Below are 23,866 nucleotides of genomic sequence, written 5' to 3' on the forward strand. Positions count from 1 at the left end.
AGTTGAGGAACGAGACACCGCCAACTCGCCCCCGGGGGCCTCTCCTGCGTCAACAAACGTTCCAGGTCAGTGAGCTGGCCCCATCGATGTACATCATCGCGAAGGCACGACCCCGAAGGGCGTCACGGCAGACCAGTACGTAGTCTGAACCACCTCGGCCACGCCCTCAGCGGACAGCGACCGCATTTGGCTCGAGAAGTACTCTGGGCCAACGATCTGCAGCGCGTCCATCTCGTGAAGGACCGACAGCAGCGCTTCCACAGGGAACTCCCCGGCGCCGAGCGGCAGACGGTCTTCGTGCAGGTCTTCCCAGTCGGTACGGCCGGCCGCCTGCACCATGCGCGCATCGCAAGCCTGAACCGAGTGAATGCGATCGGAAGGAATGGACGTGAGGAGCTCGAGTGAGGACCCGGAACGGAAGAAATGCCAGAAGTCCAGCAGGATTCCCCCATTGGCCTCGCCCGCGGCGAGAACGACGCTCCACGCCGATGCGAGGTCCGGCAGCCCCCACACCGGGATGAACTCAAGGTCTACTCTGATTCCGGATGCAAGCTGACACAGCCGAGCGAAAGAGTCCGCCAAGTCGTCGAGATGGATACCGCCGTGTGGGAACGAGCCGATAGCTGTGAACGATTCGCACTCGAGCGCGTCCGCGATTCTGAGAAAGTCGTCGACACCGGTTCCGAGGGCTGCCACCATCTCGTCCGTGGCATGCGGAGGGATCCACGCGGGCGCCCACGTCGCGAGCGGATCCAGATGACTGATGCTGACCCCCTCATCGGACGCCATCCGCTTCATATCGCTGATCGACACGCCCTGCGATAACTGGTGGTGGTAGTCCGCGGGCGTCATCGAGAGAACGTCGCAGCCGGAGAGCCGTGCTGCGCGTAGTCGATCCAACAACGAGAGGTGATTGCACGTCCCGTTCCACATCACGTTCTGCCGACTCATGGCCGGCGGTCAGGTCGTGGGGGGAATGAGCTTGAGCTCGACCATTCGTTCGACCACGTCGCGTACCATCTCCCGAGAATCGATGCAGTCATGGAACCCGGTCTTACGTAGCTTGATGGTGCTGCGAACGTTGTCCCAGCCCCAGTAGAGGAGGTTATCCGCGATCTGCCACCCCGCCAGCTCTTCAAGCTTGTAGGGGGCGAGGCCATACCGTTCGACCATGTTGTCCCAGAGCGGGCCCTTGTCGGCCATCACCTCGGTGAGCTTCAGCGTCTGTGTGCCGGCATATTCCATTCCGAGGAGGGAGGCGATGTAGGCGAACATGTCGTTCCAGCGGAACGAGTCGCCATTGGTGACATTGAACGCCTGGTCTGCACAGGATGCGGTTGTCGAGGTGTGGATAGCGGCACGAGCGAGCAGCCGTCCATCTGTCATCTCGTACAGCGCGTCGCGCGCCTCCGGCGTACCGGGGAATCGCAGCGGAATCCCGAGCTCACGGCAGAGGACCGCGTACATCACCAGGACGGTCAGAAGCCCCTGCGGAGTGCTCAGCGCAACGCCCCCCACGCCCTCGGGCCGGAGCGAAGACCACGACCATGTGGCACCGTCGTTGCGTCGTTGAGTGAGGTAGTCCTCCTGGTTGTAATAGAACATCGGGGGCATCACCCTCGGGTCGTTCTCATACGCCGGTGTCTTGAAGGGCCCTGTGTGGCATCCGTACCACTTTCCCCCTTCGAACAGGCAAACGTGTTCGAGTACAGAAGAGTTCGCCTCGACCGCTTCCACTCCGTTGACCAGCATCGCCAGGTTTGGCCCGACCTCAGCCGCCCTCGATTCAGCCAGGATGAACCCGGCGTAGAACACGTGGGTCGCGTCCGGAAACGCGCCGAACGCGGCAGCCAGAGAAGACGGATCAAGAAGGTCTGCCCGGATGTGAACGTAGCGTTCGTGGCTGACGGTCGACGGGCGACGTGCGACACCAGCCACGTCCCACCCATCCTCGAGAAGGGCGTCGCGCATATAGGTGCCGATCATCCCTTCCGCTCCCAGAACGACAGCGCGCCGTCCGCCCATCACGCGTTCCTCACGATCGTTGAGTCTCCAGAATCTGTTTCGTTGTGAAAATCGGGATCCACGGCGCGCCGCCCTGTGTCGTACGCGACCTGAACCGCTCTCTTCAGCGGGCGCAGGCGGTGAGCATTGGAGAGGATCTCCACACCCCACGGGCCGGTGTACCCGGTTGCACGGATTGCGCTCACGAAGCCGGGGATATCGAAGTCCCCGTCGCCGGGCAGTCGTCGGTGGTAAATGGTGTCCTCGAAGAACGATCCGACACGTTCGTCGGCGGCATCGTCGATTTCGACCGCGACGATGAGCTCAGCGGGGAGGTTGCGGACATCCCACAAGGACGACCGTCCGCGCTCCACATGCCAGATGTCCACGCAGAGACCTAGCGCGGGATGGTCGGCTGTCTCGACAAGATGCCTACCCTCACGGATGGTCACCACATTGGTCAGCGGCATCGGCTCGAGCGCCAGTCGAGTGCCCCGGTCTGCAGCATCAACGGCGAGGCGATGGAGATTGGGAGCCAAGCGCTCGGTATCGAACGCCTCCACCCAATCGTCATCCGACAGGCTCAACTCGGCGCAGATCTTCACGTGGTGCGCGCCAAGGGTTTCAGCGGCGTCTAGCAGGAACCGTCGGCGTTCCAGGGCGTCCCGTTCCGCCGGGTCGTCCTTCCACCATTCCGTGAGCAACTCCAATTCGACGTGGACGAGCCCAAGGTCATCCCACAGCCGCTTCAGGTCCTTCAGCGAGCTTGTCGAGGAGTATGCGCGCAAGTCGCCATAATCCAGTCCAATTCCCGTGAAACCCGCTGCTGCCACAGCCTCTGACCGGGACTCCACAGAAAGTGGAGAGATATCGCGGCCAGGAAGCGGATACGACCGGCCGGCGTGTGTCCAACACGTTGCGAGGAGTTCCGTCATGATCAAGCCTTTCCGGCCGCGCTAGAGCGCGCGCCCCAAGCGCTCACCTTCGAAGATGGCCGCATCGACGTCGCGGGGGGCGACACTGTCGCCGATGCGATGCACCGAGAGTGAAGTCTCGCCTTTCACGGACTTGTAGAGTCCGTTCACGGACTTGCGGCCCATCATCACGATCACGGTGTCAACGTCAACTTCGGTGACCTCTCCGTCCCACAGGCTCTTGATGGCGACCGCGCCGTTGGGACGTACTCGATCGATCATCGACTGCGGCTGAAGGGTCACATGCTTGGCAGCCAACCGTGGATAGACGTATGGGAGGTCAAGCGTTGCGGCGGCCTTCTCCCCAATCACCAGCCTCCGCGAGACGATGCGGACATCGTGTCCACGGTCGGCGAGCAGTTCGGCGACCCCGAGAGGGGCGTACATTCCCGTCTCATCGACGATCACGACCCGCCGCCCTACCGAGCTGGGCGCCTCGATGGCCTGTTCAGGTGTCAACACGGACGTGTTCTCTAGACCGGGGATGCCGGCGCGGTCACCGCTCGCAGCAGACCATCCCGTGGTGGCAAACTCCGAGCCCGTCGCGGCGACGAGCACGTCCGGGGCGACCTCACGGACCAGTTCGTCCGTGACGGTGGTGCCCAGATGAACCTCCACCCCGTGCCGGTCGATCGCACGGATCAGATTCTCGATGACCACGCCCCACTCGGACCTGCTGGGGAGCTGGGCTGCGAGTCGAAGCTGGCCCCCCAACTCGTCTCCCGCCTCATAGAGCGAAACATGATGCCCGCGGCTGGCGGCAATCTCCGCTGCCTTCAGTCCGGCCGGTCCGCCACCGACGATCATCACGCGTCGGGGTGTCTCTACGGGCTGGAGGGACCCGAGGCCCCACTCGGACTCCCGTCCGACCGTCGGGTTTTGTGTGCAGCTCATCTCCCGGCCCAGAGCGACTCGGCCGATGCATCCCTGGTTGATGCCTGCGCACTGTCGGATCTCGTCCACTCGCCCCGACTTCGCCTTCACGACGATCTCGGGGTCGGCGATGTGGGCGCGTGTCATCCCTACGACATCTACGCGTCCTTCGGCGACCAACGCTGCGGCGCGTCGGATGTCGGTGACGCGCCCGGCCATGAAGACGGGGACGTCCACGATGCTTTTGACCAGTTCAGCGAAGGGCACGAACTGCTCTCGCAGCTCGCTGGTCATCGGAACGATGAACTCGTGTCCGGCGGCCCCGCCGCTGATGTTGAAGTAGTCGTAGAGCCCGGACGCGGAAAGCACGCGAACGATCCGTTCTCCCTCAGCGAGGTCGATACCACCGGTTGCGGCTTCCGCAAGCGACAGACGGATCCCCAGCGGGAACTCGGAACCGCACGCCTCGCGTATCGCGCGCGCAACCTGGAGGGCAAACCGGCAGCGGTTCTCGGTGCTCCCGCCGTATTCGTCGTCTCTTCTGTTCGTCAACGGCGACAGGAACTGCATGCCGAGATACCCGTGCCCACTGTGGAACTCGACGCCGTCGATGCCCGCTTCCTTGGCGTTGAGTGCGGTGGCTACGTAACCGGCGATGAGCTCGTCGATGTCCTCGGCCTCGATCGGTCGAGGGTGTTCGCCGGCGTCGAGAGACGGAACGTCGGAAGGAGCCCAGAGTTCTCGGAAGTTCCAAAGGTGGGCCATGCCGATGTCCTCGGCGCCCCAATGTCCGAGTTGAACGAACACCTTGGTGCCGTGCGGGTGAACTGTGTTCGCGAGCTTGCGGTATTGCTCTCGCGCCTCGGGTCGCCAGCCTTCAGAACCACCGACGACGTGGCCCAGGGCGGACCGGTGCACTGTCTGCGCGCCGGTGATGACGAGAGCAGCTCCGCCGCGCGCGCGGTCCTCCCAGTAACGAATCGCCTTATCGCTGAGGATCAGGTCAGCGCCGCCGAAACTCTGGTCGTGGGCTGTCTGGATGACTCTGTGAGGCAGGACTACGGACGTGCCGATCTTGATCGGCTGCCAGAGCACGTCGAGATCGACCGACTCGGGCGCATCCGCTGTGGTAATGGACATCGCTATCTCCTGAACGCTCGTCGTCGAACGCGAACAATTACGTATACATCATCCGTAATACATCGACGTGCGTCAAGTTGGTACAGCGAGCCGGTGTCGTTATGCCGACAGCCGGAGGGATGTCCAGCTCAAACGGGAACAGTGCGCTTGGAGAGCGTGAGCACACCCACGTCGTGAAGGTGCTTGGCCATCGCAGCCTCAGCCGCGGCGGCGTCTTCGTCGCGCAAGGCGGCCAGCACATCCCGGTGGCCTTGGATGTCCACCTCTAAGCAGCTTGCGTCCAACCAGAAGTCCCGCTTGTACTCCAGCGGAATCTGCAGCAGGTTCTCCACGATGAAGGCGAGGCGATCGGTCGATGAGGCCGTCAGTATCGCGGTGTGGAAGCGATGGTTTTCTTCGATGAGCTCGTGAACGTTGCCCGCGAGCTTAGACATCCGCGTGATGCTCTGCTCTAGTTGGCGGAGGAGCGCAGGGGTGACGCGCTCGGCGGCCTTGCGAGCCACGTAGCCCTCAAGCATCGCGCGCATCGCGTAGATTTCGTCGAGCTCGTCGGTGGACATGTCTCGGACAACCGCGCGCTGGCCGCGTACGTTTCCGAGATCGACGAGCCGTTCGCCCGCCAGAAGGAGGAGGGCTTCACGCACGGGAGTCCGGCTGACGCCGAGCGTGTCAGCCACATCCTCTTCCAGGATTGCCTCGCCCGGGGCCAGGTCGCCGCGGATGATGCCCAATCGAAGCGCGGCAGCAACGGCGACGTTGGCGCGCTTAACGATAGGCTCTCCGGAACCAGGTGCGCTGAGCGGCATCGATTTCCCCCTAGTGTTCGGTAGGTAGACACCATCATAGGCGGACGTATTAGGTATGCACTACTGCGCCTCGCCGTCGCAAATCCCTGGCGACTCCACCTTTCCTCATAACCATCCCTGAAGAGTGCGGCGGGGCGTTGGCGGAGATCGCTAACGGGTCCGTGCGAATGAGATGGGTGCCTGCACCTGCTGATAGCGGCGTGGCTTCCCGCGTCGGCGCTGCATCGCGTCTCGCGACGTTGCACGGTCAAGGCCCCTGCCCGCGCATCAGCTCAGACGTGCACGTCGGAGTTGCAACGACTTCCACGCGCACACTCCGGGTCGCAGCATCCGTTCCGTCACATCTCTTCGTGGGTGTTCGGGTCGCCGTCCCACAGGCGACCGCGCTCGAGCGCGCTGATCGCGGCGAGCTGGTCGTCGGTGAGGGTGAAGCCGAAGACGTCGGCGTTCTCCCGCTGCCGGTCGGCGTCGGCCGACTTGGGGATCGGCGTGCTGCCGATCTGCGTGTGCCAGCGAAGGACCACCTGCGTCGGCGTCACGTCGTGGACCGTCGCCAGCTCGGTGAGGATCTGCTCGGTCAGCAGCTCGCTGCGCTTGGCGAGCGGGCTCCAGCTCTCGGTGCGGATGCCGTGCGTGGCGTGGAATGCCCGGAGCTGCGCCTGTGGGAAGTACGGGTGCAGCTCGACCTGGTTCACCGACGGCACGACGCCCGTCTCCTCGATGAGCTCGGTGAGCTGGTCCTCGGTGAAGTTGGAGACGCCGATCGAACGGACGAGACCGAGCTCGCGCGCCTCGATCAGACCGCGCCACGTGTCGACGTACTTGCCGACGCTGGGGTTCGGCCAGTGGATCAGCTGCAGGTCGATGCGGTCGAGGCCCAGCCGATCGAGCGAGCCCTTGATGCTATCGACCGCCTCGTGCCGGCCGTGGTGGCGACCGGGGATCTTCGATGCGACGAGCACCTTGCCGCGATCGACGTCGCTGCGGCGGACGGCCTCGCCGACCTCGCGTTCGTTCTCGTAGTTGACCGCGGTGTCGAGCAGGCGATAGCCGGAGTCGAGCGCGGCGACGATCGCCGCGATCCCCTCCTCGCCCCGCAGGTCGTAGGTGCCCAGGCCCAGCTCGGGGAACCAGGCGCCGTCGTTCAAGGTCACGGTGGAAATGATGCTCATGGCTCCATTCTGACTCAGCCGGGTTGTTTCTGTGTATTTGATGCTGTATACATGACACATGAGCCTCAAGGCCGAGGAAACCCCTCCAGCGATCGACACCACTGCACCTGGACCCTTGAATGGCGTACGTGTGCTGGAGCTGGGGTCGATCGTTGCTGCGTCGTTCGCCGCACGAATGCTCGCCGACCTGGGCGCCGAAGTCATCAAGATCGAAGGTCCAGACAACCTGGACCCGCTCCGCGAGTGGGGGCAGGGCTCGGTGGACGGGCGCTCGCTTTGGTGGTCGATCCAGAGCCGGAACAAGAAGCTCGTCACCCTCGACCTGCACGGCGATGAAGGCCAACGCGTATTCAGGGACCTCGCGGCTACCAGCGATGTCATCGTGGAGAACTTCCGCCCCGGGACCCTCGAACGTTGGAACCTGGGCTACGACACCCTGAGCGCCATCAATCCTCGGCTCATTCTCGCTCGGATCTCCGGCTTTGGGCAGACAGGACCGTATCGTCGGCGTCCCGGGTTTGCGGCGGTCGCCGAAGCGATGAGCGGGATGCGCTACATCAACGGCTACCCCGACCAGGCGCCACCCCGCGTCGGGCTGTCCCTCGGCGATTCCATCGCGGGCGTGTTCGCGTCACAGGGGATCCTCGCGGCTCTTCACGAGCGTCAGCGAAGTGGACTCGGGCAAGAAATCGACGTGTCACTCGTTGAAGCGTGCCTCGCGATGATGGAGGGCGCGGTCGCCGAGTACGACCGCCTGGGGATTGTGCGACAGCCGACCGGCACCCGGATCCCCGGGGTGGCTCCATCGAACGTGTTCAAGACCTCCGACGGTTTGTGGTTCGTCATCGCTGCCAGCCAACAGCGCATGTTCGAACGGCTCTGCGACACCATGGGCCGACCGGAGTTGATCACTGACGAGCGCTTCCGAACCCACGAAGCGCGCGTGCGCCATCAGGTGGTGCTGGAAGACCTCGTGGGCGAGTGGGCCGGGGAGCACACTGCGGCGCAACTGCAGGAAATGCTCGAGGACAGTCAGATCGCGGCTGGTCCGGTGTACACCATTGCCGAACTCGTCAACGACCCGCAAATCATCGCGCGTGAAGCGTTGATCACCCACGAGGTGGACACCGGAGACTTCATCGCCCAGGGGATCACGCCGCGGCTCTCCCGCACTCCCGGATCCGTGCGATGGTCCGGGCCGTGGAACCCGGGATCCCACAACGATGAGGTCTTTGGCGACCTTCTCGGATACGACGAGGCTCAACGCGATCAGCTGAGTGATCGCCGAGTGATCTGACGCCTCGAACTCGTCGTCGCCGCGGCGAGCCGAACACATCGAATCAAGGAGCACCAATGGACAAGATCTACCCGGATGCGGGCGACGCTGTCGCCGACGTACCAGATGGGGCCACTCTCGCCTTCGGCGGCTTCGGTATCAATGGGATTCCTGCGGTGCTGATCAAAGCCCTTCTTGATGCTGGCCCGGGCGACCTGGAGATCGTCTCGAACAACCCGGGAACGATCGACTGGGGGCTCGGGCTGCTCGTCGAAGCCAGACGCGTGCGCAGAATGATCGCGTCATATGTCGGCGAGAACAAGGAGTTCGAACGGCAGTACTTGGGCGGCGAGATCGAAGTCGAACTCACGCCCCAGGGGACTCTTGCGGAGCGCCTTCGATCGGGTGGGGCCGGGATCCCCGGCTTCTTCACGCCGACCGGCGCTGGCACGGTGGTTGCCGACGGCGGGATGCCTTGGCGCTACGCCGCTGACGGGTCTGTCGCGGTGAGTTCGCCGGCGAAAGAAGTACGACGGCTGGCACTGCGTGGTCGAGAAGTGGACTGCGTGTTCGAAACGCCGATTGACGCGGCATTCGCTTTCGTGCGTGCGCGCAAGGGAGACCGCCTCGGCAATCTTGTGTTCCACTCCAGCGCGCGAAACTTCAATCCGGCAGTGGCGATGTCGGGTCGCGTAACGATCGCTGAGGTTGAGGAACTCGTCGAGCCTGGTGAGCTGGACCCGGATGAGGTTCATCTGCCGGGTATCTACGTTGACCGAGTGGTGCCGCTCACTGAAGTCCAGCGCGAAGACAAGCGCATCGAGCGTCTCACTGTCCGTCGAGTCGAGGGAGCAACGCCATGACACTTACCACTCCGGAGAACGAAATTCTCTCGCGTCGAGTCGCGCGAACGTCTATGGCAGCCAGAGCGGCGCTGGAAGTCAGCGCTGGCCAGTATGTCAATCTCGGGGTCGGCATTCCCACACTGATCCCGAACTACCTTCGGCCGGGGACGGATGTGGTGTTCCACTCCGAGAACGGCATCCTCGGCGTCGGACCGTACCCCCTCCCGGATGAGGTCGACGCCGACATTGTGAACGCTGGGAAGGAGACTGTCACTCTTCTCCCTGGCGGCTCCATCTGCGACTCTTCGCTCAGCTTCGGGATGATCCGCGCGGGACTCATCGATCTCGCAATTCTGGGGGGAATGCAAGTCTCGGTGGCCGGCGATCTGGCGAACTGGATGGTTCCCGGCGCCATGGTGAAGGGCATGGGCGGTGCAATGGACCTCGCGCAGGGAGCGCGCCGTCTCATTGTCGTGATGGAGCATGTCACAAAGAATGGCAGCCCGAAGATTCTCGAAGAGTGTTCCCTGCCGCTTACCGGCCGGGGAATCGTCGACCGGATCATCACCGACCTCGCCGTCATCGACGTCACCGCAGAGGGGCTCGTCCTCACCGAGACAGTGCCGGGAGTGACGGCGGAACAGGTGCAGGAACTGACGGCCGCCCCGCTGGCCGTTCCCAATGTCATCGAGAACTACCGCGCGGCCTGACAACGGTCGAGCAGGCTGGAAGGAAACAAAATGGAACGGGTCGTTATCGTCGACGGTGCCCGAACGCCAGTCGGCGGATTCGGCGGAAGCCTGAAGGACGTACCGGCGCACGAGCTTGGCGCGATTGCCGTCGGAGCAGCTATCGAGCGCGCCGGGGTCGTCGGACACAACGTCGACGAGGTCATCATGGGATGCGTCGGCCAGGTCGGGAAGGATGCCTACAACGCACGCCGGGTGGCGATCGCGGCGGGTCTGCCCATCGACACCCCCGCGCTCAACGTGAACCGACTGTGCGGAAGTGGTCTGCAGGCGGTGTGGTCGGCTGCTATGCAGATCGCTTGGGGCGAATCTCAGCTCATCGTCGCCGGTGGGAACGAGAGCATGTCTCGTCTGCCCTTCCTCGACGAGAACGCGAGAGACGGTTATCGCCTCGCCGACCGCGTCCTGCTTGACGGGACGAGAGCGGTTCTCACCGACCCGTGGACCAACTCGCTGATGGGAGTGACGGCGGAGGCTGTCGCCACGCGTTTTGGCATCAGTCGCGCCGCGCAGGATGAGTTCGCCATCGAGAGCCAGCGGCGCGCCGCCACGGACGCCGCCCGCGCGGCGTTCGCTGAGGAGATCACGCCGGTGGAAGTTGGTGGGCGTCGCCCGCACATCGTGGATGTTGACGAGCACCCGCGGCCGGATACCACGCTTGAGAAGCTTGGCACGCTGCGTCCCGCGTTCGCAGAAGACGGCACGGTGACCGCTGGCAACTCGTCGGGGATCAACGATGGTGCCGCAGCTCTCGTCGTCACAAGCGAGGGTTACGCGAAGGAGCATGGTCTGCGACCCCTCGCCGCGATTGATTCTGTGTCCACCGCCGCGCTCGAACCGGAGATCATGGGGTATGCGCCCACCCTCGCGCTGCGCAAACTGTTCGCGAAGACCGGCCGTTCGGCCGCGAACGTCGATGTTGTCGAGCTGAACGAGGCCTTCGCGTCGCAAGCGCTCGCTGTGATCCGCGATGCCGATCTGGACCCCGAGAAGACGAATCCTTACGGCGGCGCGATCGCGCTCGGCCATCCAGTTGGGGCCACCGGCGCGATCCTCACTGTTCGAGCCATCAAGGACCTCGTGCGCCGCGATCTTCAGTCCGCAATCGTCACCCTCTGCATCGGTGGCGGTCAGGGACTGGCTATGCTCCTGAGCCGCTACGAAGACTGAGCCGATCATGATCGAGCTGGAAGTTGTGGGCGGGACCGCACTCATCACCATCAATCGTCCTGACGCACTCAACGCGTTGGACGTGGCTGCCTACGCGCAGTTGTCTGAGGCGTGGACACGTGTTCGCGATGATGATGCGATCCGAGCGGCGGTGATCACCGGTGCCGGCGAGAAGGCGTTCTGCGCAGGCGCAGACATCAAGACCTTCCTCGGACGTGAGGAGCCGATCGCGGAACTCTGGGCCACTCAGCGAGGACAGCTGCTCAACCGTGGCCTCGAGGTCTGGAAGCCGGTGATTGCCGCGGTGAACGGAATATGCGTCGGCGGCGGCATGACCTTGCTCCTCGCGACCGACATCCGCCTCGCCGTCCCCTCCGCCCGGTTTGGGCTGAGCGAGGTCAAGCGAGGAGTGATCGCTGGCAACGGGGGCACCCAGCGCGCGCTCGATCAGCTGCCTTACCCGGTTGCGATGGAGCTGCTGCTTACCGGTGATCTGTGGGGCGCTGACAAGGCGGAACGCTACGGGCTGATCAATCGGATCGTCGAGCCGGACACTCTGGTCGACGAAGCAATGGCTCTCGCGGCGCGGGTGGCGAGCAACGCACCGCTAGCAGTGCAGGCCACCAAAGAGCTCGCCGTGCGCTCCAGAGATGTCGATCTCGCGGCAGGGCTCCGCATGGAGCAGGCTGTCAACGAGATCCTCCGGCGTACCGAGGACGCCGCGGAAGGCATCGCGGCATTCCGCGAGAAACGCGACGCGAATTTTGTCGGCCGCTGACCAGCGGTCGAAGAAACGTGATGTGGAAACAAGGGAGATGAAGGTGTCGATTTCGGGTGCTGAGGCTATTGTCCAGACGCTGCGCAGCTATGGGACGGAGGTGGTATTCGGCTACATCGGGCACTCGACTCACGAGATCGCGCACGCGGTGTCCGAGTCGGGCCTGCCGACCGTGAATCCGGCAACGGAACTGGGAGGCGCCTACATGGTCACCGCCTACAACTACGTGAAGGGCCGCCCCGCGGCAGTCGGCATCTGGCACACGGTGGGCTCGCTCCTGCTGCCTCCCGCGCTGCAGGAGGCAACCTCCTCGAGGATCCCCTCGGTGCACATCGGATTGAACGCGGACAGCAACCTCGTCGGCCGCGACGGGCTGCAGCAGGTGCCGGTCGGTGTCTTCGGCCCGGTAACCCGATGGTCTGCGCGTGTCGAACGGGTCGACAAGATCGGTGAGACGCTGCACAAGGCCTTCCAGGCAGCGCAGGGCCGGCCCGCAGGTGCCGTGTACGTGGACATCCCCTTCGATCTGACGGCGGACCGCGGGGAGATCAACATCCCGCAGGGTTGGGTCAAGCCTGCCCGCACTGTTCCTTCGGCGGACGACGTCACCGCGTCGGTCAACGCCATCATCGCGGCGAAGCGGCCCGTCATCATCGTTGGCGGGGGTGCTGTCTCGAGTGAGGCAGGCGACGCGATCACGCGGCTGGCCGAGCTGGCTTCCATCCCTGTCATCTCGACGACCACTGGTCAGGGGCTGGTGCCGGAGACCCATCCGCTTGTGATCGGAACCGCGGGACAAGCCGGCTGGACGAGCGCGAACGACACGCTCGCCGAAGCGGACGTCGCGATCGTGTTGGGATCGCGACTGTCCGACTGGGGCATCTCGCAGGGCTTCACCACCCAGCTCCCCAAGACGCTGATTCACGTGGACGTCGATGTGCAGCGGCTCGGCGAGGTCTATTTCCCGACGGTGCCGGTCGTCGCAGACGTGCGCGAGTTCGTGGACGCCGTCGTCGCGGCTCTCATCGAGACCGGTGAAGCCGACGGTCTGCGTGCGAGCCGGGAAGCGTATGTGGAGACGGTGGGCGAGCGGAAGGTTGCATGGCTCTCGTTCATCGAGGAGCAGGGCCAGGATGACCGGTTCCCCGTCAACCCGTGGCGGATCATGAAGGAGATCACTCAGGTGATGGACGAGGATTCTATTCTCGTCACCGATATCGGCAACCACTCGAGCTGGAACCTTCAGGGAACGGTGCTGACGAAGCCGCGGCGGATTCTGCTCTCGTTCGGAGAGGCGGTCCTGGGATCCGCTGTTCCCATGGGCATCGGCGCCAAGCTCGCTGAGCCCGGCTCGAAGGTGTTCGTGTCAACCGGAGATGGCGCCGCGCAGTACCACCTGAATGAACTTCGTGTGGCCGTCGAACAGCAGCTGCCCATTGTCATCGTGGTCTTCAACAACGACAGCTACGACGCGAACGAGCAGATGATGACCGGCAAGTTCGGCAAGGGATCGTGGACTAAGTTCACCAACCCCGACTATGCGGCGATCGCGCGCGCATACGGAGCTGAGGGTGAGCGGGTGGCGGCGGCGTCAGACCTTGAGGGAGCGATTCAGCGTGCACTGGCGGCTACGGGCCCCTACGTCATCGACGTGCCCATCGATATCGATGTGAAGCTCGTCGACAACCACGTCAGCGGGCCGCTGTTCCTCCTGGATGGCCGGGACATTCCAAGTGATGATGCAGGGGTGCGTGGCATCGGCGCTGGATCGGCCCACGCATGAGCGCCGTTGAAGCAACCGAACTGCCGCACTTTCCCCTCTACATTGATGGGCAGCAGGTCGAAGCGGCCAGTGGTGGGACGTTCCTCACTCAGGATCCGTACACGGGCAAGCCCTGGGCTACCGTAGCCGACGCCCAGCCCGAGGATGTCGATCGCGCCGTCCGCGCGGCGAACGCCGCCTTCCACGGTGCCTGGGGCCAGATGCCATCGGCGGAGCGTGGCAGGCTGATGAATCGGCTCGCTGACATTGTCGAACGCGAGATCGATCTGATCTCGGACATCGAAGTCAGCGACAACGGGAAGCTGAGGCGAGACGCGGAATCTCAGATCCGTCTGCTGCCGGTCTGGCTACGCTACTTTGCGGGGCTGGCTGACAAAGTCTACGGTCAGACCATCCCCGACGCCCATCCGGACTACTTCGTCTACACCCTGCGTGAGCCCCTTGGAGTCGTCGGTGCGATCCTGCCGTGGAACGCGCCGCTGATTCTCGGCATGTACAAGTTCGCTCCGGCGCTTGCCGCAGGTTGCACGATTGTGGCAAAGCCCTCGAGATTCACTTCCGCATCACTGATCGCATTTGCGCGACTGTTCGAAGAGGCAGGCTTCCCGCCTGGAGTGTTCAACGTGGTCGCGAGCGCGCAGCGCGCCACCGGCAACGCGCTTGTCTCGCATCCTGGCATCGCACGGATCGCGTTCACCGGTTCGACAGAAACCGGAATCTCGATCGCTCAGGCCGCTGCCGAAAACGTGACACAGGTTTCGCTCGAACTTGGTGGCAAGTCTGCGCAGGTGGTGTTTGCCGATTCCGACGTGGACGCTGTCGTCAACGGCATCACTGCCGGAGTGTTCGCGGCAGCGGGGCAGATGTGCCACGCCGGCGCACGCGTCTACGTCGAGCGGCCGCTGTACGCGGAGGTGGTCGATCGGCTCTCGAAGCGGGCGAATGACATCCGCCTCGGGAATCCGAAGGATGACGCCACTGATGTGGGCCCGATCTCCACTCAGGCGCAGTTCGACAAGGTGCTGGAGCTGCTGACGGTCGCGCGCGACCAGGGCGCAGTGTTCGAATGCGGCGGTGGGCGTGACGCTGGCCTGGACGGCAATTTCATCCGACCCACCGTGTTGACCGGGGTGACCTCGGAGATGGACATCCTTCGCGAAGAGGTGTTCGGCCCCGTCGTCATCGTGCTGCCCTTCGACACCGAGGAGGAAGCGGTGCGCTTGGCCAACGACAGCGAGTATGGTCTGGCATCCGGTCTCTGGACCAACGATGTCCGTCGGGTCCATCGGGTTGCAGCGGCGCTCGAGGCCGGCGTGGTCTGGGTAAACACCTATCGCGTCTCGGCGCCCGGTGTTCCGTTTGGTGGCACCAAGCGCAGCGGCGTAGGCCGTGAGAACGGCACCGACGCCATCATCGAATACACCGAAGCCAAGTCCGTGTGGATCGAGACGTCGGGTATCAACAGAGATCCGTTCCGCATGGGTTGATAGCCCTACTGCCGCGTCGCGGCCCGTCAACCCGGGCGGTGCCGTGACGCGGTGGCCAGGCGGAGCCAGCGAGGCGTGCCAGGCCAGACACTGCGAGTCGTGCACCTGAATCGGCAGCGCGGTCTGAAACACAACGAAGTGAGGCAATGTGGAGAAGCAATTCGACCGGCTCCAGGGAGCGGCCAAGGCCACATGCAAGGAGGCCCGGCGATGAGTCGATTCACGGCGGATGTAATCGTGATCGGCTCGGGAGCCGGCGGCGCGGCAGTCGCAGGAGAGCTCGGCCGTCGCGGCATGACGGTAAAGGTGCTCGAGGCGGGCTCCATCGCCACGACAGCTGCGGGAACTCACTCACGCAACGAACGCCCGATGGATGCGAGCATGCCGGAGGCCGTCGAGTATCTGAGCCGCAACTATGTCGCATTCAACGGCGACGCGCAGGCACAGAGCGGGCTTCCCGGGCTGGGTGCAATTCGCGCAGTAGGGGGGCTCTTCACTGCATGGTCCAACAACGCTCCCACTCACGACGTTTCGGAACTTCCCGAGTGGCTGGATCTCGCAGAGTGGAACCCGCTTGTCGCGAGGGCGCAGCGACTGTTGCACGTCTCGCAAGAGGTGCCTGACAGCGATCCGCGATCGGAGTCGCTGCGGGACGGCTTCCGGCGTGCCGTGGGTTCTTTGCCTGAGGGCCGCGAGGTCCAGAACATGCCGATCGCCGCGGTGTGGGACGGCAAGCAGTTGCACTTCTCCGGTGCCGACGATCTGCTGGTCGGTGCTGGTGCCGCAGTCGAGATCGTGACCAACCGGATCGTGCGACGCATCGTCACTGACGGTGACCGTGCGGTCGCCGTCGAGGCATACGCGAGTGCAACCAACGAGGTGGAGACGTTCAGCGCCGACCACATCGTGGTGGCGACGGGAACCGTGGGCAGCGCTCAACTCGTTGCCGCATCCAGACTGGACGCCGGTGAGGCGCTGGGCGCCTATCTGACCGAGCACGTGATCTTCGGTTCCCGGATCAGCCTGAAACCCGAGTTCAGGGTTGATCATGAGGTTGACGGACCGACGTTCGCGTTGTGGGCTCCGGCGTCTGCGGCACACCCATGGCAGACGCAGCTCACGCGGCACATCCTTGGGTACACAGACGAACTGCCCCCCAACGTGGACCCCCGCAACACCGCCGACATCCTCGGACTCTGCCCGATCGAGCCGCGACCGGAAAACAGGCTCCGCTTCGACTTCCAGCACCTGGATGATCGCGGGTTGCCCACCGCGGACGGTTCCATTTCGTTCTCTCGGCGTGATCGCGAGATCGCGGCGCGGGCCCTGGGTGAGCAATTCCTCGTTGCGGATGAACTGGGTGAACTCGAGTGGGGGTGGGGCTCGTCCCTGGTGCCGCGTGGTGGCACGACGCACCTCATGGGTTCTTGCCGGATGGGTCCATCCGACGACGGCACCAGTGTGGTGTCCCCCACGGGACGCCTCTGGCAGTACACGAACATTCATGTCGCCGGCAACGCCGTCCTCGGCGCCGCCAACGCAGGAAATCCGACGCTGACCGCCGTCGCGCATGCGCTGCATGCTGCCGATGCCATCGCCGGCGTCGGGACCGAATTCATTACAGCTGCTGCACCCATTTCGACAAGCGGGAAGTGAATAGCATGACCAACAACACAGCGCTCATCGTTCTTGATGTTCAGAACGACACCGTCTCAGCGGGCGGCGCCTTCGAAAGCAACGCCGTCCACGCGGTGCAGCAGAAGCTCCTGCTCAACATCGCCCGACTTCTCGAGGCGGCTCGCACCGCGAGTATCCCTGTGATCCACATCCACTTCCTCGCGAACCCCGACGCGGACCCCACCACACTGAACACTCCGCTGCTGGAGGCAGTCGCCGCCTCGGGCGGTTACATCGCCGGCACTTGGGGAGCTGCGCCGGCGTACGGTGCGGAACCGCTCGAGGATGAGCTGGTCCTCACGAAGACCACAATGAGCGGGTTCGCGGGAACAGGCCTGCAGGCGCATCTTGATGCGCTTGGAGTTGAACGTCTGGTGCTCACCGGCGCGCTGACAAACATGTCTGTCGAGCACACCGCGCGCCATGCGGCAGACGAGGGCTTCCGCGTCGTCGTTGTCAGCGATGCGACTTCCAGCATGGATGCTCAATGGCACTCCGCGGCGTTGGACCACGCGATCTCCATGGTCGCGCAGATTCTCGACACGGAGCAGGCCGTCAAATTGCTGCACCAGGTGACGGTTGACGCGGCCTAACGCGGGCCGAAGGAGCATCAGATGAGTGCAACGTCTCTCGGCGGCGCTACCGTCGTTGTCACCGGCGCCAATGGCGGCCTCGGAAGTCAGTTCGTCGCGCAGGCCCTGCAGAGAGGCGCGCGGAAGGTGTACGCGACGGCGCGAAATCCTCGCCAGTGGGCGGATTCGCGAGTCGCAACATTGAGCCTGGACGTGCTCGACGGGAAATCGATCGCGGCGGCCGTCGCCAACTCGACCGACGCCACCGTCGTCGTGAACAACGCGGCGATCTACCCGCCCATTGACTCGCTCCTGTACGGAGACCAAGACGAGTTCCGTCGCATCTTTGACACGAACTTCTTCGGTGCGGTCGAAGTTGTGCGCGGCTGGGCATCGGTGCTCGCCGCCGACGGGGGAGGAACGTTCGTCAACGTGCACTCCGCTGCGAGCTGGCGAGCCGCGAACGGAGCCTATTCGGCGTCAAAGGCGGCGCTATGGTCCGCGTCGAATGCGCTGCGACTCGAACTCGCGTCGCAAAACACTCACGTGCTCAGTCTCTTCATGGGGTGGGTGGATACACCGATGGTTGAGCATGAAAGGGACGTGCAAAAGGCGAAGCCTTCGGAGATCGTTGCGGCGACTTACGATGGACTCGAAGCTGGCGTGTATGAGGTTTTGGGTGACGACTTCACCCGCGCGACTCGGGCGAACCTGTCCCGCGCGGTAGAGGTCATGTACCCCGAATTGATCACGGCGCGACGCGCGGACGGCGACCTGCATTGATTACGCGGGTGGGTGAGCTCCAGCGTTCGCCGGAACGTGATCGGCCGATCGAAAGAGATGCTGGGGTTCGATCGGCACCCCCGGTGGGTGGACACCGGCGACCTCTTCTCTTCATGTAAGGCGACATGCAGGATCTGGAGGAGCTCACGAGGGTCTTCGGTGCGTTGGCGAACCCTATCCGGCTTCGCATCGTTGCGACCCTCGCTGAAGCGCGCCGCGCGTCGGAGGCGACACCTGGAGTGATGCAGCTCGCCGCGGCGTTGGAGATCACCCGATTTGCGGCGTCGTTCCACCTTGAGCAGCTGCGGACGGCCGGTCTCATTCGACGAGAACGAGTCGGAGCACGCTGGGCGCACTCGATCGTTGATGAGACTTTTGACGTGATTGATGAGTGGTTGTTCGACGTCGCGCCTCCGCGAGGCGACCTTCAGCCGCCGAGCGCTCCGCTGGACGTCGGCGAGCCCTAGCGTGGGGCGCAGGAGAGTGTCTGGGGGAGTCCAGCAGGCGTCGGCCCAGCTGCGTCGTAAGCGGATGGTGAACCCCCCTTGCATCGACGAACGATTCGCTCCGTGATCCGTCGCTCAGCGCCTGAGCGGTTCACACGCTAAGTAAGCCGCGCGTGCGTTGCAGGTCGACTCCGCGTCGCGGCTCATCCCAGTCTGCCAAGACGACCGGGGGCACCGGGCAGCCGAAGCTCATTGCCACTTGTCCAGGGCGTGGTCGGTGATGACTCGACGCAGCGTGCCTGACCGGCCTCGCAGGATGATGCTTTCGGTGCGGACCCTGCTTCCCCGACGGGCTGCTCCGGCGACCAGGTCCCCGTCCGTCACCCCTGTGGCTACGAAGATTGTGTTGTCGGTCGCGACGAGGTCTCTCAGTCCGTAGACGCGCAGGGTGTCGAGGCCAGCCGATTCCGCGGTCTCTCGTTCGGAGTCATCGCTCGGTGCCAGTACCGCCTGCATGAAACCGCCCAGCGCACGCACAGCGCAGGCGGTTGTGATGCCTTCGGGACTGCCTCCGACCCCTACGCACATGTCGATACGCGAGCCAGGTGTGGCGGCGATGATGCCGCCGGCGACATCGCCATCGCTCAGCAGTCGGGTGGCGGCGCCAAGTTCCCGGATGCGCGTGACGAGCGCCGCGTGTCGTGGTCTATCGAGGACGGCAATGGCCATGTCATCCACTGGCTTACCCGTAGCGGCTGCTAGTGCCCGGATGTTGTCCTCAATGCTCTGAGTGATGTCGATCACGCCATGCCCGTGGTGGTCAGTGACGATCTTGTCCATGTAGAAAACGGAAGAAGCGTCCAGCATGGCGCCTTTGTCGGCGGCGGCGATGACTGACACCGCGTTGTTGCGTCCCGTCGCAGTGAGTGTCGTCCCGTCGATTGGGTCAACGGCGATGTCGCAGGCTGGGCCGAGCCCCCGCCCGATTCGCTCGCCCTTGTACAGCATGGGAGCTTTGTCCTTCTCGCCTTCACCGATTACCACGGTTCCATCGATCGCCGCCGTGTTGAGGTAGGCGCGCATGGCTTCTACCGCGGCCCGGTCTGCCGCGTTCTTGTCCCCGCGTCCGACCCATGGCAATGCTCTGATCGCGGCGGCCTCGGTTGCGCGGACGAGTTCAAGCGCGGTGTTCCTATCGGGCCTAGCCAGTGAGATTGTGCGGTCGCGGGTCATATCGAGGACCCAGCGGGCTCAAGATGCGCGGCCTCATACGCCTCATGCGCTGCGGGGGAGGTGAGATGCCGAAGGAGAGCGGTCGCGTTCACGTCGTGAGTTGCGAGCGGGCTGACCCCTGCGGAGAACTGGGTGACGTGTCGAACAGATCTCGGTAGCGGTCCGACGATCTTCGCCTCGGGGACGAACAGCAGCTCGCTCATCTGCTGGACGGCAAGGTCGGCGCGATCATCGAGGAGTGCCGTGGCGGTGAAGCCCTTCTCCAGAACAGTGGCCCGGCTGTTCAGCTGGCGGGCGATCCCCAGATCTTTGATGAGTTGAGCGAAATATATTCCGCTTGCGCCGGTGCGGGAGTAGGCCACACTTCGGGCGGCCAAGAGCGTTTCGATGAGGTGCGCCTCATCGCTGATGTCCGGGATCCTCGCGTGGGGACCGACGGCGATCCCTACTTGCGTACTCGCGATGGGTGTCACAGTCCGCCGGTCGAGCGTTCCACCGTCGAGCTCGTGGAGGGACTCAGTGATGGCAACGATCACGTCGAACCGTTCTTGGGATCTGATCCGTCGGAACAGTTGTGTGGTCGGATCGAAAACGGTCCGCACCTCGATGCCCGTTGCATCGGTGAAGGCTGGCAGGACGGTTGTTTCGAGCGCCTTGCGGACGGCCAGAGTGGAGAAGAGGGTGATGCTGGACATGTGTCAGTTCCTTGGGCGAGCGCTAGTGGCGAGCTGATAGCTCTCGTCCGTGCTCAGCAGGCGAGTGGGGACGTTGCGGAGCAAGAGATAGAGCTTCGCTGTCTCCTCCAACTCTTCGAGTGCGTCCATGGCTGCGGGGAGGGAGTCGCCGGCGACCACGGGGCCGTGGTTGGACAGCAGTAGGGCGTGTACGTCGCGAGCCGCCTCTTCTGCGAGCCCTTCGAGGGATGCGTCGCCGGGCGCGTGGAAGGGGAGCATCCGCAGTTTGCCCACCCGCATGGCGTAGTACGCGGTGAGTGATGGCAGAGCGTTCTCAGGGTCAAGGCCATCGATGCACGAGACAGCCGCGCTGTGGGTGGAGTGTGTGTGCACGACGGCGTTGGCGGTAGGGCGGGCACGAAGGACAGCGGCGTGAAGGAAGGCTTCCTTGGTGGGGGCAGGCCCGCTGATATGGCGTCCATCGTTGTCGATGAGTGACAGGCGGTCGAGCGATACAGACCCTAGGCTCACGCCTGTGGGAGTGATGAGAATGCCGTCTGGAGTCCGCAGGGAGATGTTCCCGGTACTTCCGTGCGTGAGCCGGCGCTGAAAGAGCGAGTGTGCCGTGGCGACCAGCTCTGTTGCTGCTCTGGTCAGGGAGGCGATCACGGTGCACCAGTCTTCGTCGCGGTGACCAGCAGGTCGGGTTCACCGAAATTCCCACTCTTGAGCAGCACGTCAAGGCCGTCAGATGTGTGGATCCACGGCACACCTCGCGCCGCTTCGTCCCCGATTTCGCCGCCGGTGATCTCCAGCGCGGCGACGACGGAACCTGAGGTTTCGCCGCCAGCGGCAACGAATCGGGTCACCCCTCGTTTGCGTAGGCCATGCGCCACGCGCCCGATGGCGCCCTCGAGAATCTGTGCAGAAGCTTCAACGCCGAGCTTGTTCTGGACTTCGATGAGGGCATCCGGTGGGAGAGATGAATAGATGAGGGGCGCGTCGCTCGTCGGGATCGCGTCGTACCAATCGAGCGCATCCTGAGCCAGGATGTCGGGATCCTGCTGCGCTAACGCATCCATGCGGTATGAGGGCCGACCTGCATCGTGCAGCCCTTGGATCTGCTCGAGAGTGCGCCGCGAACAGCTGCCCGCCAGAACGACGCTACGTTCGCTTCCCGAGGAAGTTCGCGTCACCGTGTCACCCTGACCGTGCTGCGGGTGGCGGGTTCGGGCGATCGCACTTGCGAGGCCAGCACCGCCGCCAACGAGCGGATCGTTAAGGACAATGGCAGCCACGGCGAGCAGGTCCTGGTCCGTGATCGCGTCGGGGAAGATGTAGCGATGCGTGCGTCGGGCCTCAAGGGCTGCGGCTGCGAGCTCTTCTCCGCCAACCTGTATGGTGTCGTGCCCGATGATGGTCGAGCTGGGCGCGGTCAGCTGCCTGTCCATCAAACGGACGAGAGCCGAATCATGCATGGGGGTGAGGGGATGGTTCCGCATGTGAGACTCTGACAGCAGCAGGTCGTGTACGAATAGGTAGCCGTTGTACGTGGTGCGTCCGTGCTCGGGTGAGCTGGGTGTGGTGACGACACTGTCGACGTTTGCCAACCCTCGGAGCGCCTCGAGTACGGGGCCGATGTTGCCTGCAGGTGTGGAGTCGAACGTCGAGCAGTACTTGAAGTACAGCTGAGTGGCGCCGGCGTGTTGCAGCGCGCGAGCAGCTTCGATGCTCTGCGCCACCGCACTACGAGGGCTCACGGTTCTCGTCTTCAGTGCGATGACGGCCGCGTCCAGTGAAGCGTCGAGTTCACCCGCAGATGGAGTGTCGAAGAAGATCGCTGTCTTGTGTCCTTGCCTGCGGAAGGCGACGGCGACGTCGGTGCCGCCGGTGACGTCGTCGGCGACTACGCCGATCACGAGGCATCCCTGAGTTGATTGGTGAGTGCTTGTCGAAGCAGGGACGCGGAGTTCAGGGGGCCTGAGAGAACAGGAACGCCGAGTGCGACTTCAAGTTCCTCGCCAGCGGGGGCCAGGGAGTATTGCGCGAGCAGGACCGCGTCCACAGATTCCGAGACCATCAGAGATCCGTCAATCAGCGCCTGGACCAGTTGCCTTTGGTCGCCGGTCTTGGCGGGTGCCATCGCCGCTGGAACGGCGACGCCGATGATCTGCGCCTGGGCGCCGGCACCGCGAAGGAACGCGTCGAGTCGGGCCATCGTGTCGGCTTTTGCGCCTTCGAAGGAAGCGACGACGAGTACACGCTCGAAGCCTCCACGGGCGACCGCAGCGAAGGCGGCGTCGTCCGGAGCGAGGACGGGAACATCGGCATCGAACTGTTGCGCCACCGTGCCATACAGCGAACACGTGAGAAGAACCGCGTCAGCCCCTTCGCCCAGGGCGTGCTCGATCAACCGATTCATGCGATTTCGGAGGTTCTCGTCGAGGCCTCCACGGTTGTCAGCGTCGCTGAGCAGGCGGTCGTCGAGGATGTTCCAGAGTTCGGCGTCGGGAATCTGATCACGGATTGCAGATTCGGCCGGATGGATGGCGGCCGGCACCGCGCTGATAAGAGCGATCCGGGGGGTCATCGTGCATACTCCTTCATCCATCCGAGTCCTTCAGCCGTCCCGTTCGCCGGTTCGTACTCGCAGCCGATCCATCCCGCATACCCCGATGCCGCGACGGCGGAGAACAATGGGCCCCAGTTGATCTCGCCGGTGCCGGGCTCGTGTCGGGCTGGTGGGTCGGCGACCTGGATATGAAGGATGAGGTCCTTGAATCGTTCGTAGGTCGAGATGAGGTCGCCCTCGTCGATCTGCGCGTGGTAAAAGTCGAGCAGAAGCCCGACGCGGGACGAGCCGATCGCCTCGACGACTGCTGCGGCCTGCGCCTGACTCTCCAGGATGAAGCCCGGTGCGTTGCGTTTGTTCTGCGTCTCAAGCAGGAGGCGCACTCCGGTGGTCTTGGCTTGTTCGGCAGCCCACGCGATGTTGGTGATGTATGTGGCGAACGCGAGATCTCGGCTGACATCGTCGGGGATGATGCCTCCAACGACGTGGAGGAAGGATGCCCCCAGCGCGGTGGCGTACTCCAGTCCGCGCAGCACGCCATCGCGGTACTCATCGACGACTTCAGGAATGCAAGCGAGGCCCTGGCGGGTGAGCGTGCCGGGCTCGCCCATCGGTGTGTTGATGAGTACCTGTTCGAGGCCGGCGTCGTCGAGGAGTCGCTTCAACTGAGCGGCCTCGTAGGGGTACGGCGAGGCGTACTCCACGCCGCGGAATCCGGCTGCTGATGCCGCGTCGAAGCGGGCTTCGAACTCGTACTCGGTGAACAGCCACTTCAGGTTGGCGTCGAATCGAAGTGTCATGGGTGTCCCGCCTCTCGCGGCGCTGAATGGGGTGGGGGTGGTGCCTTGGGGT

At 64.1% G+C, this 23,866-nt stretch carries 23 protein-coding genes; 11 read left to right on the forward strand and 12 right to left on the reverse strand.

The features are described from left to right. Positions 1-93 precede the first annotated feature (93 nt). The 6 genes from J2Y46_RS05190 to J2Y46_RS05215 form a co-directional block, all read right to left on the reverse strand. Complete coding sequence (locus tag J2Y46_RS05190) at positions 94-951, reverse strand: sugar phosphate isomerase/epimerase (RefSeq protein ID WP_310240732.1); 858 nt, start codon at positions 949-951, stop codon at positions 94-96. Positions 952-960: 9 nt separating this feature from the next. Next, positions 961-2,025: an SDR family oxidoreductase gene (locus J2Y46_RS05195; RefSeq protein WP_310240735.1), complete on the reverse strand. Its 1,065-nt coding sequence runs from the start codon at positions 2,023-2,025 to the stop codon at positions 961-963. Next, positions 2,025-2,939: a sugar phosphate isomerase/epimerase family protein gene (locus tag J2Y46_RS05200; protein ID WP_310240737.1), complete on the reverse strand. Its 915-nt coding sequence runs from the start codon at positions 2,937-2,939 to the stop codon at positions 2,025-2,027. The genes J2Y46_RS05195 and J2Y46_RS05200 overlap by 1 nt, the downstream gene beginning before the upstream one ends. A gap of 21 nt (positions 2,940-2,960) precedes the next feature. Further along, the gene (locus J2Y46_RS05205; protein ID WP_310240739.1) at positions 2,961-4,991 is read right to left on the reverse strand and encodes an FAD-dependent oxidoreductase; all 2,031 of its coding nucleotides are present in this window, start codon (positions 4,989-4,991) and stop codon (positions 2,961-2,963) included. Between the two features lie 128 nt (positions 4,992-5,119). Then, on the reverse strand, positions 5,120-5,797 hold the full coding sequence (locus J2Y46_RS05210) for a GntR family transcriptional regulator (protein WP_310240742.1): 678 nt from the start codon (positions 5,795-5,797) through the stop codon (positions 5,120-5,122). Between the two features lie 338 nt (positions 5,798-6,135). Continuing rightward, positions 6,136-6,969 (reverse strand): aldo/keto reductase, encoded by an 834-nt coding sequence (locus J2Y46_RS05215; protein ID WP_310240743.1) that lies wholly within the window; start codon positions 6,967-6,969, stop codon positions 6,136-6,138. A gap of 58 nt (positions 6,970-7,027) precedes the next feature. Here J2Y46_RS05215 and J2Y46_RS05220 point away from each other — a divergent pair, with 58 nt between their 5' ends. The 11 genes from J2Y46_RS05220 to J2Y46_RS05270 all read left to right on the forward strand — a co-directional run bounded on the left by J2Y46_RS05220 (position 7,028) and on the right by J2Y46_RS05270 (position 18,556). Next, positions 7,028-8,266, forward strand: a complete 1,239-nt coding sequence (locus J2Y46_RS05220) for a CaiB/BaiF CoA-transferase family protein (RefSeq protein WP_310240746.1) — start codon at positions 7,028-7,030, stop codon at positions 8,264-8,266. 56 nt (positions 8,267-8,322) lie between these two features. Further along, on the forward strand, positions 8,323-9,108 hold the full coding sequence (locus tag J2Y46_RS05225; protein ID WP_310240748.1) for a CoA transferase subunit A: 786 nt from the start codon (positions 8,323-8,325) through the stop codon (positions 9,106-9,108). Beyond that, on the forward strand, positions 9,105-9,800 hold the full coding sequence (locus tag J2Y46_RS05230) for a 3-oxoacid CoA-transferase subunit B (protein ID WP_310240750.1): 696 nt from the start codon (positions 9,105-9,107) through the stop codon (positions 9,798-9,800). Before J2Y46_RS05225 ends, J2Y46_RS05230 begins: the two co-directional genes overlap by 4 nt. Before the next feature lie 30 nt (positions 9,801-9,830). Further along, positions 9,831-11,009 carry a thiolase family protein gene (locus J2Y46_RS05235; protein ID WP_310240752.1) on the forward strand — a complete coding sequence of 393 codons (1,179 nt, stop codon included), beginning with the start codon at positions 9,831-9,833 and terminating at the stop codon, positions 11,007-11,009. Between the two features lie 7 nt (positions 11,010-11,016). Continuing rightward, positions 11,017-11,787: an enoyl-CoA hydratase/isomerase family protein gene (locus tag J2Y46_RS05240; RefSeq protein WP_310240754.1), complete on the forward strand. Its 771-nt coding sequence runs from the start codon at positions 11,017-11,019 to the stop codon at positions 11,785-11,787. A 37-nt stretch (positions 11,788-11,824) separates the two neighbouring features. Next, positions 11,825-13,570 carry a thiamine pyrophosphate-binding protein gene (locus tag J2Y46_RS05245; protein WP_310240756.1) on the forward strand — a complete coding sequence of 582 codons (1,746 nt, stop codon included), beginning with the start codon at positions 11,825-11,827 and terminating at the stop codon, positions 13,568-13,570. Then, positions 13,567-15,057 (forward strand): aldehyde dehydrogenase, encoded by a 1,491-nt coding sequence (locus J2Y46_RS05250; RefSeq protein ID WP_310240758.1) that lies wholly within the window; start codon positions 13,567-13,569, stop codon positions 15,055-15,057. The genes J2Y46_RS05245 and J2Y46_RS05250 overlap by 4 nt, the downstream gene beginning before the upstream one ends. Before the next feature lie 210 nt (positions 15,058-15,267). Beyond that, positions 15,268-16,713, forward strand: coding sequence for an FAD-dependent oxidoreductase (locus J2Y46_RS05255; protein ID WP_310240760.1), 1,446 nt, complete (start codon positions 15,268-15,270; stop codon positions 16,711-16,713). Positions 16,714-16,718: 5 nt separating this feature from the next. Beyond that, complete coding sequence (locus J2Y46_RS05260; protein ID WP_310240763.1) at positions 16,719-17,327, forward strand: cysteine hydrolase; 609 nt, start codon at positions 16,719-16,721, stop codon at positions 17,325-17,327. 21 nt (positions 17,328-17,348) lie between these two features. Next, positions 17,349-18,089: an SDR family oxidoreductase gene (locus J2Y46_RS05265; protein WP_310240764.1), complete on the forward strand. Its 741-nt coding sequence runs from the start codon at positions 17,349-17,351 to the stop codon at positions 18,087-18,089. A 125-nt stretch (positions 18,090-18,214) separates the two neighbouring features. Continuing rightward, the gene (locus tag J2Y46_RS05270; RefSeq protein WP_310240766.1) at positions 18,215-18,556 is read left to right on the forward strand and encodes a metalloregulator ArsR/SmtB family transcription factor; all 342 of its coding nucleotides are present in this window, start codon (positions 18,215-18,217) and stop codon (positions 18,554-18,556) included. Positions 18,557-18,784: 228 nt separating this feature from the next. Here J2Y46_RS05270 and glpX read toward each other — a convergent pair whose 3' ends face one another. From glpX to J2Y46_RS05300, 6 genes are read right to left on the reverse strand one after another with little or no spacing between them, the layout of a single operon-like run. Beyond that, a complete protein-coding gene (glpX, locus tag J2Y46_RS05275; protein WP_310240768.1) occupies positions 18,785-19,768 on the reverse strand; it encodes a class II fructose-bisphosphatase in 984 nt (327 codons plus the stop codon). Next, positions 19,765-20,463 (reverse strand): substrate-binding domain-containing protein, encoded by a 699-nt coding sequence (locus tag J2Y46_RS05280; protein ID WP_310240770.1) that lies wholly within the window; start codon positions 20,461-20,463, stop codon positions 19,765-19,767. The genes glpX and J2Y46_RS05280 overlap by 4 nt, the downstream gene beginning before the upstream one ends. Positions 20,464-20,466: 3 nt before the next feature. Then, a complete protein-coding gene (gene otnC, locus J2Y46_RS05285; RefSeq protein ID WP_310240773.1) occupies positions 20,467-21,111 on the reverse strand; it encodes a 3-oxo-tetronate 4-phosphate decarboxylase in 645 nt (214 codons plus the stop codon). Continuing rightward, positions 21,108-22,361, reverse strand: a complete 1,254-nt coding sequence (otnK, locus tag J2Y46_RS05290; RefSeq protein ID WP_310240776.1) for a 3-oxo-tetronate kinase — start codon at positions 22,359-22,361, stop codon at positions 21,108-21,110. The genes otnC and otnK overlap by 4 nt, the downstream gene beginning before the upstream one ends. Beyond that, positions 22,358-23,032: a hypothetical protein gene (locus J2Y46_RS05295; RefSeq protein ID WP_310240778.1), complete on the reverse strand. Its 675-nt coding sequence runs from the start codon at positions 23,030-23,032 to the stop codon at positions 22,358-22,360. Before J2Y46_RS05295 ends, otnK begins: the two co-directional genes overlap by 4 nt. After that, complete coding sequence (locus J2Y46_RS05300; RefSeq protein ID WP_310240780.1) at positions 23,029-23,814, reverse strand: TIM barrel protein; 786 nt, start codon at positions 23,812-23,814, stop codon at positions 23,029-23,031. The genes J2Y46_RS05295 and J2Y46_RS05300 overlap by 4 nt, the downstream gene beginning before the upstream one ends. Between the last annotated feature and the right edge of the window lie 52 nt (positions 23,815-23,866).

The organism is Microbacterium sp. BE35 (genome assembly GCF_031457705.1).
GTDB classification, from domain to species: domain Bacteria; phylum Actinomycetota; class Actinomycetes; order Actinomycetales; family Microbacteriaceae; genus Microbacterium; species Microbacterium trichothecenolyticum.